We start from the raw sequence: 14,301 nt of genomic DNA on the forward strand, positions 1-14,301 counted from the left end.
GGTGCTGGTATCGCGCGCGCATGCGCGCTCATTAACTTGGCGACCGCGTCGTGGAGGGTGGTTCGTACCGACAGATCACACTGGTGAAAGATCATTACCATTGGGCGTGCTGTCGGCAATCAAGCCGAATATGCGAGAAGGCTACCCGCGGCCGGCCAGGCCGTCATCAAGCAGCTAGAAAATTCATATCGTCGTGCTGATGTCGGCCCGCATGCCGTGATGTGTGAGAAACGCAACTGTAACTATGAGTTAACTTGTTGGGGTGTTTCTGTGACTGCTTGCGGGGTGGTGGCGTCCCTCGGGGTCGGGTCGGTACGTCCCGTTCGCCCCTCGGATCGATCTTGGCTGAGGTGGGTCCGTGTGTGTCTCTCGCCCGTGATCGGGCGATCGCGTGGGCTGTCTGGTGCCTCTCTGCGTGCCCCGAAGTAGCCCCGTTCGGGCGGGAATCCGAGCTGTCCCGCGGGCCCACGGGCGGGGCGGCGCGCGGTTCGGCCACGGGCGTGCGTCTCGGGGTGGGCCGGAAGAGGTATCACCGGGGCGCACGAACGGGTGCGCTCGGGTCACCGCGGCAGCAGCGTTCGGCGCGCGGCCGCATGTGTCGGCATGTGTCGGGTAGGACGCATCGGGGCGGCTGAGACACATAGGAGCCCACGCGAACGCTGCGTCCGGTGTGGACTCCGATGGGTCGTGCGCGTGGTCTCAGCAGGCTTTACCCGATCCGCAACCCATGAGGGGCCTGTGATGGGCTGTGGGCTTCGGAGTGTCCTGGGTTGGTATGGGCGCCGATGTCGCGCCGACCGCCCGCACGATCTTCATGAGGCCTCGCCGGGCGGGTGACGCCTCGCGTCCACATCGAGGGTGCGCTTCCGCATGGATGGGAGCGGGTGCACACTCTGTTCCGAGTTGGCGCCGTGTGCTCCGCTGGGCACCGCACGTCCACGATAGCTTTGCGTGCCTATTTGGGCACTATGCATCCCGGGTGTCATTGGGTGTCCGGATGGCACTGAGCGTCCCGGGCGGCATCGGGCGGCACCGGGTGTCGGGCGGCACCGGGCGAGGGGCCCCGTCCTGGGTAAACGGTGCGTGTCCCGACAGGTACCTCATTGTTTCCGGGGAATGCGGTCCCCCGGGCGCGCGGCGCTCAGGGGGTTCCGGTGCCGCCCTCCGCGGCCGCGGACGCTCGGCCGACCGAAGAGCAATGAGGAGACACGGCGTCGAGACATAGGGAGAGCGGAGCCATGGGGAGAACAGTGCCATGTGCGGCCGAGGGCCACAGCCCGGGACACATGGACTCCGCGGGGCATAGATGTACTCCCGGGGACAGACGTCCCCGGGAGGGAGAGGAGCGGATCAGGTGACCGTCGGGCCGTGAACCGGACGAGGCTGGTCAGACCCCGATCGACCGGCCGGCGGACCGCAGGTCGTCACAGGCCTGGGCGACCCGGGCGGCCATGGCGGTTTCGGCGGCCTTGCCGTAGGTGCGCGGGTCGTAGGCCTTCTTGACCCCGACCTCACCGTCCACCTTGAGGACACCGTCGTAGTTGCGGAGCATGTGGTCGACGATCGGCCGGGTGAACGCGTACTGGGTGTCGGTGTCCACGTTCATCTTGATGACGCCGTAGTCGAGCGTTTCGCGGATCTCGGAGAGGTCCGACCCACTGCCGCCGTGGAAGACCAGGTTGAACGGCTTCGCGTCGGCGGCCAGGCCGAGCTTCTCGGCCACGTGCTGCTGACCCTCGCGCAGGATCGAGGGTCGGAGCTTGACGTTCCCTGGCTTGTAGACGCCGTGCACGTTGCCGAACGTCGCGGCCAGCATGTAGCTGCCCTTTTCTCCGGTGCCGAGAACCTCGGCGGTGCGGAACATGTCGCCGGGGGTGGTGTAGAGCTTCTCGTCGATGGCGCCTACGACGCCGTCCTCCTCACCACCGACGACACCGATTTCGACTTCCAGCACGATGCGCGCCGCGCGACAGTCGGCGAGCAGCTCGTCGGCAATCTTGAGGTTCTCCTCGAGCTCGACCGCCGAACCGTCCCACATGTGGGACTGGAAAAGCGGGTCGCGGCCCTGCGCCACGCGCTCCTTCGAGATGGCGATCAGCGGGCGGATGTAGGTGTCCAGCTTGTCGGCGGGGCAGTGGTCCGTGTGCAGCGCGATGTTCACCGGGTATGCCTTGGCGACGTGGTGCGCGTATTCGGCGAGCGCTTCCGCGCCCAGCACCATGTTCTTGATGGTCGTTCCCGAGAGGAACTCGGCGCCGCCGGTCGACACCTGGACGATTCCGTCGCTGCCGGCTTCCGCGAAACCCCGGAGCGCGGCATTGAGGGTCTGCGACGAGGTCACGTTGATGGCGGGGTAGGCGTAGGCGTTCGACTTCGCCCGGCTGAGCATCTCGGCGTAGACGTCTGGGCTGGCGATGGGCATCGGTGGAACTCCTCGAAAGGTGTAGGGGCGCCGCGGCCGGCTGGCGGCACGCACCGCCCGCGGGCCTTGGCGCCGGCCGCGCCGCCGAACCCGCCACCGGATCCCTGGATCCCCATGAGTCCGGTCGCGCCCGACGCGTGCCGACGGCAGGTGTAGGCCGAAGGGTATGCCGTCGCGCGCCTCGGACGGGTGTGGTTCCACGCGACATCGCCGGAAGGCGGCTGGATGTCTCCTCCCCGCCCGCCGCGCCCGGCAGACTGGCCGAGTGGACATCGAGAGCCTCTCCGGGATGACCCTCTACGTCATCCTCTTCGCGGTGATATTTGCGGAGAGCGGGATCCTGGTCGGCTTCTGGCTTCCAGGGGACACCATCCTGTTCGCGGCCGGTCTGGTCGCCGCGGATCCGGCCGCGGACGTGTCAATCGTCGTGGTCGCGGTCGGTGTCGCGGTGGTGGCCAGCGCCGGCGCCGTGGTGGGCTATGCCACCGGCAGCCACCTGGGCCGGCCCTACCTGGAACGCCGACACGCGCGGGCGCTCGGCCGAACCGAGGAGTTCTACCGCCGGTTCGGCGCGGTGACCCTGATCGCGGCCAGGTTCGTCCCCTGGGCGCGGACGTTCGCTCCGGTGCTGGCGGGCGCGGTGGCGATGCCGCGGCACCGGTTCGGTGTGGCCGTGGTCATCGGCGCCGTCGTCTGGGGGACGGGCCTGACCCTGCTGGGCTACGAGGCCGCCTCGATCCCGGGCCTGCGGGACGCGGCGCTGTGGATCGCGCTGGTGGTCATCGCCGTGTCCGTCCTGGCGGGGGCGGTCGGTGAGCTGCTCCGCCGGCGGGTAGCGCGGCCGCGGGGCCTGGCGGCTCCAGCGGGACCAGTGGGACCAGCCCGCACTGAGCGGGTCCCGGGAGATCCCGGCGACGGGACCACCTCGGACTGACCCCTTATATGCCTGGTCGGTGGGTTCGTCCTGGCCCGGCCGGACCCCTACGGCTACAGATCGCTAGTCTCTTCGGGTGAGCGAGCGGCCGGCAAGCCGATCACACAGAGGGTCCGAATGCACTCAGAGCGTCCTGAACGTGGCCGGGCTGCGCCGTCCGGTCCGGGCTTGCGTGTACGGCCGGGCTCGCATGCGCGACCGAGCTCGCGTGCGCGGCCGGGCCGGCGTGCGCGGCCGGCCCCGCGTGCGCGGAGTTCGCGCGCCGCGGACCCGGCCGGCCCCGCGGGCCCGGTCCAGGACGTGGTCCGTGGCCGGCGGCACCGAAGACGTCCCACGCCCGGGCGGGCGGGCGGGCTGCGCGCCGCCGCGGGGCTGGTGGCGCTGACGCTGGTCACGCTCGGGCTCGTGGCGGCCTCGGGCGAGGTCCCCTCGACGTCGAGCGCGGCGGGCCGTGGCCTCTCCGGGTTCAACAGGGTTGTCGCGGACGGGACCGGTGCGGGCACCGCGGATCACACCGCGGGCACGGATGCCGTCGGCGCACCGCCTGGCAGCGCGTCGCGGAGCGGGCGGGGCGCCCTGGCCGGGTACGGCGGGTCGCCCGCCGATCCGGTGTGGCCGGCCGACCGGGGGCCGGTGAGCGGTGTGCTGGTGCTGCGGGCCGATCCCGCGCTGCTCGCGATCATGGCCGCCGACGGGCAACCGGGCTCGGCACCGGGCGAGCCCTGGGTCCTCTACCTGCTCTCGGGCCCCGTGAACGTGACCCGGTGGGCGATGGGCGAGCCGTTCGAGGCAAGCATCGACACCCGGCAGCTGCCGAACGGCGACTACACCCTGTCCGAGGTGATCTTCCGCGCGACGCACGCCCCGCTGGTCCGCACCGGCCGGGTGCCCGTCGCGAACCCCCTCCCGCCCGGGGTGGACCAGACGGCTCCGGGCGGAGCCGCGCCGCGGTCAGCGGCGGCCGCCGCTGATCCGGGCGACGGCACGCCCCGGGGTACGCCGCCCGGCCCTGCCGGGTCGGCCTCCGCGGGAGTGTCGGGCTCCCCGACAGGCGCCGGTTCGCCGTCGGGCGCCGAGCCGGCGGCGGGCGCGAGCGCCGCGGTGGCCGGGCCGGCACCGGCCCCCGTCGCCTCCGGCGCCCGGCTCGCCGGGACCCCGACCGGCGCGGGCGGCGGTGCCGGGTCGGCGGCGACGGCCGCGCTGATCGAGGAGGTCGTCACGCGGACCAATGCCCAGCGCTCGGCCGCGGGCTGCCCGGCCCTCACGGTCGACGCCCGCCTGGCGGCTTCGGCCCAGGAGCACAGCGCGGACATGGCGGCCCGGAACTACTTCGACCACAGCGGCCGGGACGGGCGGTCGCCCTTCGACCGGATCGCGGCGGCGGGCTACGTCTTCTCGATCGCGGCGGAGAACATCGCGGCCGGCCAGCGGACCCCGGCCGACGTCGTCGCGGACTGGATGGCGAGCCCCGGCCACCGGGCGAACATCCTGAACTGTTCGCTCAGCCAGATCGGTGTCGGGTTCGCCACCGGAGGTGACTACGGCACCTACTGGGTCCAGGATTTCGGCTCGCCGTAACGGCACCAATCGGGCGGCCCATTCCCGCTGGTGGTCTTTTGTCGACCCTTTTCTGTGGCCTTCGGGTGGCGTCTCGAAACCGCTCCGGAGGGTCCCGGACGGCGCCCCGGACGGCGGCCCGCGCCGGCCCAGAACCAGGCGCCCTCATCGGGCCCGGTACTATCGCTCGCCATCATGCTCAGGCCGGCCGACTCCGCCGGCAGAGCGGACACCAAAAGATCACGTATCGTCTGGTCCGGAACAGGCCGGGTCGGGTAACCAGCCGCCGGTGTGCGTGGGTCGGCGCCGGCCGGCTGGCCGCGAAGCGGGTGAGGGAGGGCGAGCGTGGTGCGGTCGGTGGTCACCGGCGCGGCCGGATTCCTCGGCGGCGCCGTGGCGCATGAGCTCCGCCGGCGCGGTGACGAGGTCATCGGGCTCGACGTGCGGCGCGCGCCGGGCGTCACCCTGGCCGACGTCACGACGTCCGGGAGCTGGGAGAAGGCGCTCGAGGGCGCTGACCTGCTCGTGCACGCCGCCGCCGTGGGCATGGGCGGCGTCGGGGAGCTGGCGCCGGTGCGGGCCGGCCGGGCGACCCCGCCCAGCGGCATCACCACCGCGCAGATGCGCAAGGTGCTGCTCGGCGGGACCGCGACGGTGCTCGACGCGGCCCAGCGCGCTGGTGTCCGCCGCGTGGTCCACCTGTCCTGCGTGAGCGCGCTCGGCGACGACGCACCGCACGTGGCCGACGAGTCCGCGCCGGTCGGCCTCACCGGCGAGCCGCGCGCCGACGCGATCGCCGCCGCCGAGCAGACCGTCAGCGCGGCCGCCGCCCACGGGGCCCCCGTCACCGTGCTGCGGATCGCCGACGCCTACGGCCCGCGCGCCGGCCGCTGGACGCTGTGGCCCGTGCTGCTGATGCGGGCCGGCCGGTTCGTCCTCGTCGACGGCGGGCGCGGCATGCTGAGCCCCGTCCACGTCGACGACGTGGTGAGCGCGGTGATGGCCGTCGCGGCCGCCCCGGGCGAGGCGGTGACCGGCCAGGTGCTGCACGTGACCGGTCCGGGCACGGCGACGGTGGCCGAATTCTTCGGGCGGTACGCCGCGATGGCGCAGGTGCGGGCGCCCCGGTCCGTGCCTGCGCGGCTGTGCGAGGTCGTCGACGCCGTCGACCGGCTGCCGAGCCGGCAGTCGGCGTCCGCGGGCGGCCGTCCGGGCCTGCTACGCGGGATCGGCGCGGCCCTCATGGCCAACGTGGACCCGCGTGTCCGGGTCGACCTCGGCCCGCTGACGATCCAGGACGTCACCAGGCGCGGCACGGTCTCCGGGGACCGGATCGCCGCGCTCGTCGGCTGGCGGGGCGAGGTCGACCTCGACGAGGGCATGCGGCGGACCGGTTCCTGGCTGCGCGACCGGGGCCTGCTGGGGGTCCCGGAGCCGGCCCGCCGTGGGTGAGGGTCCCACCCTCACCACCGCGCGGCTGCGCGCACTCCCCCTCACCGTCTGGAACGCCGGGTTCGTCGCCGAGGAGCTCGCGCAGGCGATGGTCGCCGCCAACCACGGCGCGCCTGTCCGGCTGGCGGCCGGCGAGCTGTTCGGCGGCGCGGTCGACTCCGCGCCGGCCGATTCCACGCCGGCCGACTCGGTCGCCACGGACCCGACGGGTGTGCGCCGGGAGCTGCGGCGCAGGATCGGTGCCGGCCGGGGAATCCTGACCTGGGTGCTGCGTGCGGACGACGGCACGGCGCTCGGTCTGCTCGCCGCCGACATGCATGCCGCCCGGGCCGCGGTCGGCGTCCGGGTGAGCGCCGCCCACCGGCGCGACGGGTACGCCGCGGAGGCCGTCCGGGCCGTCGCAAGCTGGCTGGAGTACCGGGGGGTTCTGGTCGGGACGAGGGTCCGCGTCGGGGACACCGCCGCGAAGCGGCTCGCCCAGTCGACGGCGTTCGTGCCCACCGGCGTGCTGCTCACCGAACGCCGTCGGCTGTGGATCCGCCCGCCGCCCGGCTGACGCTGTCGGCTGCCCCGTCCCGGATGTCGCGGATGGTCGGCCAGTCACCTGAATGTCGCGGATGACCTGGCAGTGAGGGATATCCGGAATGGCCGGGCCTCGGCGGGGCAGTCCGGGATGGCCTGGCAGTGGTCTGACGATCGCCGCGTGACCCGGCATACATCGTTACTTAGAGTTAACGTTGTCGGCGTGTCGAGTGGCCTGGGTGTCCGCGGGCGCCGCGGCGCGAGCCGGTGGCGCGGCCCCGGGCGTCGACGCTCCAAGCGCCCGCTGTCCAGCGGCCGATTGCCCGAACGTGCCATCGGCCCTGGTCACCCTCTTTCCCTCACCCCCCGGGGGTGGTATTTCTGAGGGCCACCCGAGGCTGGGGTGTCGGCTATCCGACACAGGTTTTTCATGGTTCCGTGAGACGGCGGGGCCGGGCCGGACACGCCGATACCACGGCCCCCTGTTCAGATCGTGACGTCCTGGGGCACCATAGGAACCGATGTCGCAACCGGTAGCCGGGTCCGCCCGGCCCCGGCGGGGGCGTCTGCGACGGGCCGCGGGCGGCGCGTCGCAATGGGGAGGGAGCCCGCACGTCCGGCGTCACCTGCGCCCTGGGAGGTCTGCACGATGAGCGTGGATGCCCGTCGGGAAGTTCCTACCGGAACACGGTCGAGCGAGGTCACGTACGACCATCTGATCATTCCGCCGCACTGGCGGCGGCCGGCGGGGCCCGGGCCGGGGGAGCCGAACCCGCTGTTCCCCGCGGGCGAGCAGGCGACGGCACCGCCGCCCGGGCCCGCCGTGACCGGCGCGTCTCCGATCAATCCGATGACCGGCCCGATGACCGGTCCGCTGCTGGTCGGCACGACTGCCCGCGCCTTCGCCAAGCTGGACGACATGGTCCGGCTCGGTGACGACGACCGCGCGGTGATCGACGACCGGCGGGCGGAGGCGGAGCGGGCGCTGCGGTCGATCTTCCCGCCGCGCTGCGCGCTGCCCCTGGTGGGCGTGGCCACGATCGGGTCCGCCGGGCGCGACACGATGATCCGTCCGCTCGACGAGGTGGACATCTTCGTGGTCTTCAGCGCGGCGAACAGCGCGTGGAAGCGCTTCCGGTGGGATTCTCGCGACCTGCTCGTCTGCGTCCKCAACGCCATCGGTGGCGACCGGGTGCAGACGATCGGCACCCGCGGCCAGGCGCTGCGCATCGTCTACGACGCCGCGCCGGACGTCCACCTCGTGCCGGCCTTCGACCACCCCCGCGCCGGCTACGTCATCCCGGACAGGGTGGGCGGCTGGCTGCCGACCCGGCCGGAGCGGCACGCGAGCTGGACGATGGACCTCGGCCCGCGGGTCATCTCGGCGGTCCGGCTACTCAAGGCGTGGAACCGGGTGTGCGGCAGCCACCTGCGCTCGTTCCACATCGAGGCGCTCGCGGGGCAGGTGCTCGCGGGCCGCGGTCTCAACACGCGCCAGGGCCTCGCCGAGGTGTTCCGGCACATGGACGAGGTCGGCCTCGTGGTCGGCGATCCGTCCGACATCCGCGGTGACCTGTCCAGCTACCTTCGCCAGGACGACCTCGAGGATCTTGGCGCCTTCGTCCGCCAGGCGCGCACCTACTCGGCCAAGGCGGCCGCGGCCGAGCGCGCCGGAGACCACGAGGAGGCCGTCAGCCTGTGGGGCACCGTCTTCGGCCCGGAGTTCCCGACCTTCGGGTGACGTCGGCCCGCCGGGCCCGCTGATCACCGGCGGCGCCTGGCCGGTAGCCGGCCGGTGGCTCAGTGCACCGCGTCGGGGTCGCGTGCCCCGGACAGGGGGCGCAGCGGCGTCCAGGCCGGCGAGCCGGTCACGATCGGCACGGCGGCGACCCTGCTGAGCCGGGAGCGCTCGGCCTGCGCGGCCGCGATCGCGTGCGCCTGGCGGACGTCCAGCAGCCGGGCGTGGATCCGCACGGGGCCGCCCGCGCAGTCGAGGTGGACGTCCGCGAGGCGCAGCAGGCGATGGGCCGGGTGCTGCACGACCCTGATGCTCTGCACCTTGCCGTGCGGAATGATGTCGGTGCGCTGCCACAGCACTCCGCCGCGGACGACGAACACCCGGTCGTCCGCGCCACAGCGCATCCGGCGCCACCGGACCGGCGCGATCAGCCGGGCCCGGCCCGGCGGGCGCGGCAGCGCCATGCCGTCGACGTCCACGGCCGGCAGCAGCCGTTCGATCACGTTCACGGCCTGCCCGCGGGGGGCGACGGGCAGCAGCATGCTCCGGGCGTCGCCGGCGACGTTGATCTGGAGCTCCACCCAGCCGAGCCAGCGCCACAGCGGCGAGCCGCGCAGGCTCACCGCCTGGACCCGGCCGTGCGGCACGGTGTGATGGGCGCGGTCGAGCAGGCCGCCGCGGATGCGCAGGCCGTCCGGCGATTCCGACACCGTGAACCGGAAACCGGTCGCGAAGCGGTCGAAGGTCGTCCGCCACACTCCGACCAGCGCGGGCGCGACCGCGATGAACCCGGCGAAGGTGCCGGTGAGCAGGGCCGGGGTGACCAGGATGAAGGCCGCGCCGAGTGCCAGCCACGGTGCGGGGGAGAGCGTGATCGCGGCTGCCAGGCGTAGCGGCGGAACGTACGCGAGCGGGCGTTCGGGTGCCTCTCCGGCTCCGGGCGCCACGCCGGCTGCGCGGGCGAGCAGCTCCGCCCGCAACAGCCTCGCGCGTTCGAGCGAGAGGTAGCTGAGCCTCGTGCCGGATTCCTCCGCGTCCCCGTCGTGCGTGCCGGCGAGATCCAGCCGCAGCACGGCGAGCCCGGTCACCCGGGCGATCAGCGGCTGGGCGACGTCCACCGACTGGATGCGGTCGAGCCGCACATGCCGGACACGCTTGATCAGCAGGCCGGTCTCCAGCCGCAGATCCTCGGCTTCCACGCGGTAACGGGTGAACCGCCAGGCGCAGTAGCCGTATGCCGAGGCTGCGGGCAGCAGCGCGGAGAGGGTGAGCGTGACACTGCGAACCGTCAGTTCCTCGGCGAAGTTCTTCAGAATACTGACGGCGACCGCCACCACCAGCAGCCAACCGCGCAGCAGCGGCGTGAGCGGATGAAGATGGTGGTAGCCGTCGTCCGGCTCCGCACCGGCGGGCGGCGGCTGGAGCGACGGAGCCGCGTCCTCGACCGACGGCTCCGGCTCGGCTCTCGTCATAACGCGGCCCTGGTCGCTGGCCCTGCCGTGCCCGCGAGCCCTGCCCCGCTCACCGGACGTTCCCGGTCACAGGACGGCCGCCTGGGCCTCGCCGCGCTCGGTCAGCGAATCCCGCAGCCGGGCCGCCTCGACCGGTGACAGCCCAGGGATCACGGCGTCCGTGGTGGCCGCGGCGGTGTGCAGCCGCACCTGCGCGATGCCGAACCGCTGCGCCAGCGGTCCGGCGGTGACGTCCACCAGTTGCATGCGGCCGTAGGGGACGACGACCAGCCTCCGGACGAAGGTGCCGTGGCTGATCAGGAGGTCCTCCTCGCGCTCGGCGTAGCGCCAGGCGCTCCAGGCCCGGCCGATCGAGCGCCAGCCCCACACTGTGGCCGCGGTCGGCACGGCCCCCACCGCCAGTCCGGGCAGCCCCAGGAACGCCCCGCCGATCAGGCTGACCAGCACGATCACCGGGATGGCGCCGATCAGCAGCAGCAGCCGGCGCAGGCGGCGCAGCTGCGGCGACAGGCCCCGCCAGCTACCGGGGTCGATCCGCCAGGAATGGGAGCTCCACCCCGGGCCAGGGGTATCGGCCGGAGCTGTGTGCATCTCGCAACCATAAGGTCTTGCGCGTGGCACGCTGAGCCATTTCGCGGCGCGACGGCCACGGCGGAACCACCACCGGGCCGTTGCCCCGGCCCGGTGTCCGCACCGTCTGGGCTGTTGGCGGCCTGTTTATCGGTTCGCTTCGGTGCCTTCGTCCTCCTCGGCTCGGGCGCGTTCCTCGGCACTGTCGAGGGCCGCGGCCGCGGGCTCCATCGCGCTCAGGGGAACACCGAGCGCTCCGAAGTCAGCGAGCGTCTCGTGGCCGGTGAGCTGGCCGGTGAGCTGGCCGGTGACTGGGCCGGCGGGCCGGGCGTGTTCCGGGTGGCTGGGCCACCACACGACGGGGCCGACGTCCAGTGCGAGCGCCGGCACGAGCACCGAGCGGACCACAAGCGTGTCGAGCAGAACGCCGAACGCGACCAGGAAACCGACCTCGGCGAGCTGGACCAGCGGGAAGATGAGCAGCACGGCGAACGTGGCGGCGAGCACGACCCCGGCCGAGGTGATGACCCCGCCCGTCACCGCGAGGCCACGGCGGACACCGGCGGCGTGCCCGATGCGCTCGGTCTCCTCCTTCACCCGGGTCATCAGGAAGATGTTGTAGTCGACGCCGAGCGCCACCAGGAAGATGAAACCGATCAGAGGCAGTGCCGGATCGATGCCGGGGAAGTCGAAGACGTAGCGGTAGACCAGCGCGCTCGCGCCGAGGGCGGCGAAGAACGACAGCACGACCGTGCCCATGAGCAGCAGCGACGCGACGACGGAACGCAGCAGCAGCCCGAGGATGAGCAGCACCACGACGAGCACGACCGGAATGATCAGTTCGCGGTCCCGCACGGCCGCGTCCCGGATGTCCAGGTTGACGGCGGTGTTGCCGCCGACGAGGGCGTCGGCGCCGGGTAGCGCGTGCACGGTCGTGCGCAGCTTCTCCACCGTCCGGAACGACTCGGGACTGTCCGGCGGCGCGTCGAGCACGACCAGGAACTGGACGAGCTCGGACGTCCGCCCGCTCTCCGCCGCCGCGGCCACGCCGGGAGTCGCACGGACCGCCTCGGCCACGGCATCGGCGCGCGCGCTGTTCGCCACCACGAACGTGGGCGCGGTGACGCCCGGCGGGAAGCTCCGCTCGGCCAGGCGCTGGCCCTGGACCGACTCGACGTTGTCGCGGAAGGCCTGGTCCTGGCGCAGGACGCCGGGCAGGACGAGCATGCCGATGACGAGCGCGCCCAGCACGGCCACGGTGGTGACCCAGACCGTCCGCGGGCGGCGCCCGATCACGGCGCCGGCGCGCGCCCACGCGCCGGCCTCCACCGACCGCTCCGCCTGGCCCAGACGCGGCACGAACGGCCAGAACAGCCGTCGCCCGCCGACCACCATCGCCGCCGGCAGCAGCGTGAGCATGGTGACCAGCGCGACCGCGATCCCGATCGCGCAGACCGGGCCCAGCCCGCGGTGCGAGTTCAGCTCGCCCAGCAGCAGGCACAGCATGCCGATGATCACTGTGCCCGCCGACGCCAGGATCGCCGGGCCGGCGCGGCGCAGCGCGACCAGCATCGCGGTGGCCGGCTCGGCGTGCCGGGTCAGCTCCTCGCGGTAGCGGGAGATGAGCAGCAGCGCGTAGTCGGTGCCGGCGCCGAAGACGAGCACCCGCAGCATGCCGGCGCTCTGGCCGTTCACCGTGAGCCCGGCGTGCTCGGCGAGAAGGTAGATCAGTCCGGCCGCGGTCTGGTCGGCGATGCCGACGGACAGCAGCGGCACGACCCACAGGAACGGACTTCGGTAGACCGCGAGCAGGATCACGGCCACGATCGACGCGGTCACGAACAGCAGCGCGCCCTCGATCTTCACGAACACGTCGTAGGTGTCGGAGACCAGGCCCGCGGGCCCGGTGACCGCGGAATCCAGGCCTGGTTCCGCGGCGGCGGCCTGCCTGGCGATCGTCCGCATGCGCGCCACGTCGGCGGTGAAACGGTCGGCGTCCGTGGTCTGCGGCATCGGGACGGTGATGATCACCGCGCGATGATCCGGCGCGGGGATCACTCCCGGGATCGTCGTCGCCGCGAACCCGGCGAGCTCGGTGCGCAACGTCGTCGCGACGTCCAGGTCGGCCTTGGTCAGGCCGCCGTCACGGGCCAGGACGACCACCGCCGGCACGGCGTCACCGCCGGGGAGTTGCCGCTGGGCCTCCAGCAGACGGGTCGACTCGGCGCCCTCGGGGAGGAAGGCGGCCGCGTCGTTGGTCTCGGCGTCGGTGAGCATCAACGCGAGCGGGCTGACGGCGACGCCGATCAGCAGCCACACCAGGACGACCGCCCAGCGGAACCGCCGCGTGTGGAGCGTGGCACCGGGACGCGGCAGGCCCATCAGGCGTGTCCTCCTCCCGTGTCCCGCCGGTATCCCTCCTGATGCTGCCAGCTCAAAGCTTCGGACGCCCACCAAGCCACTACGTACACTGCCTGTCGCCCGCGGCCGAGACGCTCCGCGTCTGATCGGTCGCGTGTCCGATCGGTCGCGCGCCGCCTTTGACGGGGTGCGAACGGTTGATGCGGTGCGAATGGTGGAAACGCCCGGCCATGTCAAGGGGGGTACCAAGCTCCCCGATCGGCCGCCGGCTGTCCCTACGACGACAGAAATCATGGTGTCCGCAGTCGTACTTATGCGGCATCGTGGATGGGGCTGCCAATGCGGCGGGCAACCGCAATGACGCGGAATTCACGGTCCGACTACTCGACTCGGGCCGCCATTCTTGGGGGTTCAACGATGGACGTGCGGAATTCGGGATCGTGGAGGCCGTGGCGGTCGCGGCAGTCGCCGAGGTCGTCGCGGCCGTGGCGGAGCGGACCGGCGAGTGCCGGCCGCGGCGGGCTGGCGCTGGCCGCCGCCGCGCTGGTCGTGGCCTCGTGCCAGAGCGGCGGGAGCGGCGGGAGCGGCGCGGCGGGCATCGTGCCCGCGGCGACCTCCGCGCCGCCCGGCCCGTCGCAGGCACCGGTCGTCTCCCGGACCCCGGCCGAGCCCACGCTGCGAGCCGAGGACTACGTGCTCACCGAGGGCGCGATCACGGCCGGGTTCACCGCCTCTCCCGCGGACCCGCAGTCGAACTCCGACGACCTGACCATGGTCCAGGTGGCGCAGTGCCTCGGCGTACCCGCCGAGCAGTTCAGCGACGAGCACCTGGACACCGCCGACGGCCCGGACTTCACCAGCGACGTCGACGAGTTCGTGACGATGTCGTCCTCGGCGCAGATCGTGACCGAGGAAAAGGTCGCCGCCGACCTGGAGATCCTGAACAATCCGCGGTTCGCCGAATGCTTCGGCCAGACAATGCAGGCGGAGTTCGACGCCGACACCGGCAGCGGGGCCACGGTCGAGATCGTCGCCGCCGAGTCTCCGGCCCCGCCCGCGGGGGCGAGCGGGCTACTGCGCATTTCCATGGGTGTGACGGCCGGCGGCGAGACCGTGGGCCTGGTCCTGGACAACGTGTTCTTCTTCGAGGGGCAGGTCGAGGTTGTGGTCAACTACGCGAACGTCGACAACACCCCGCCGCAGGTCCATCTGCAGCGTATCGCCGACCAGATTTCCGGAAAGCTCCAGATCCAGTAATCCCGCGGCTGGCCCA

The 14,301-nt window shown here is 72.7% G+C and carries 10 protein-coding genes; 6 read left to right on the forward strand and 4 right to left on the reverse strand.

Translation table 11 applies throughout. The features are described 5' to 3' along the window. Nucleotides 1-1,387: 1,387 nt before the first annotated feature. The gene (fbaA, locus tag BBK14_RS08650) at nucleotides 1,388-2,422 is read right to left on the reverse strand and encodes a class II fructose-bisphosphate aldolase (protein WP_012157661.1); all 1,035 of its coding nucleotides are present in this window, start codon (nucleotides 2,420-2,422) and stop codon (nucleotides 1,388-1,390) included. A 265-nt stretch (nucleotides 2,423-2,687) separates the two neighbouring features. Between fbaA and BBK14_RS08655 the strand changes: the two genes are divergently transcribed. From BBK14_RS08655 to BBK14_RS08675, 5 genes are all read left to right on the forward strand, one after another. Next, entirely contained in the window at nucleotides 2,688-3,356 is a 669-nt protein-coding gene (locus tag BBK14_RS08655) for a DedA family protein (protein ID WP_241831315.1), read from the forward strand. A gap of 300 nt (nucleotides 3,357-3,656) precedes the next feature. Next, nucleotides 3,657-4,934, forward strand: coding sequence for a CAP domain-containing protein (locus tag BBK14_RS08660; protein WP_275078462.1), 1,278 nt, complete (start codon nucleotides 3,657-3,659; stop codon nucleotides 4,932-4,934). 324 nt (nucleotides 4,935-5,258) lie between these two features. Next, complete coding sequence (locus BBK14_RS08665; RefSeq protein WP_071060835.1) at nucleotides 5,259-6,365, forward strand: NAD-dependent epimerase/dehydratase family protein; 1,107 nt, start codon at nucleotides 5,259-5,261, stop codon at nucleotides 6,363-6,365. Next, entirely contained in the window at nucleotides 6,358-6,921 is a 564-nt protein-coding gene (locus tag BBK14_RS08670) for a GNAT family N-acetyltransferase (RefSeq protein ID WP_071060837.1), read from the forward strand. The genes BBK14_RS08665 and BBK14_RS08670 overlap by 8 nt, the downstream gene beginning before the upstream one ends. Nucleotides 6,922-7,536: 615 nt before the next feature. Then, nucleotides 7,537-8,628 (forward strand): nucleotidyltransferase domain-containing protein, encoded by a 1,092-nt coding sequence (locus BBK14_RS08675; RefSeq protein WP_071060839.1) that lies wholly within the window; start codon nucleotides 7,537-7,539, stop codon nucleotides 8,626-8,628. Nucleotides 8,629-8,687: 59 nt separating this feature from the next. Here BBK14_RS08675 and BBK14_RS08680 read toward each other — a convergent pair whose 3' ends face one another. From BBK14_RS08680 to BBK14_RS08690, 3 genes are all read right to left on the reverse strand, one after another. After that, nucleotides 8,688-10,097 carry a PH domain-containing protein gene (locus BBK14_RS08680; RefSeq protein WP_071060841.1) on the reverse strand — a complete coding sequence of 470 codons (1,410 nt, stop codon included), beginning with the start codon at nucleotides 10,095-10,097 and terminating at the stop codon, nucleotides 8,688-8,690. A 66-nt stretch (nucleotides 10,098-10,163) separates the two neighbouring features. Then, entirely contained in the window at nucleotides 10,164-10,688 is a 525-nt protein-coding gene (locus BBK14_RS08685; protein ID WP_071060843.1) for a PH domain-containing protein, read from the reverse strand. A 126-nt stretch (nucleotides 10,689-10,814) separates the two neighbouring features. Further along, on the reverse strand, nucleotides 10,815-13,049 hold the full coding sequence (locus BBK14_RS08690; RefSeq protein ID WP_071060845.1) for an MMPL family transporter: 2,235 nt from the start codon (nucleotides 13,047-13,049) through the stop codon (nucleotides 10,815-10,817). A gap of 396 nt (nucleotides 13,050-13,445) precedes the next feature. Between BBK14_RS08690 and BBK14_RS08695 the strand changes: the two genes are divergently transcribed. Then, entirely contained in the window at nucleotides 13,446-14,285 is an 840-nt protein-coding gene (locus BBK14_RS08695; protein WP_071060847.1) for a hypothetical protein, read from the forward strand. Nucleotides 14,286-14,301 lie beyond the last annotated feature (16 nt).

The sequence above is a fragment of the Parafrankia soli genome (assembly GCF_001854695.1).
In the GTDB taxonomy this organism is placed as follows: domain Bacteria; phylum Actinomycetota; class Actinomycetes; order Frankiales; family Frankiaceae; genus Parafrankia; species Parafrankia soli.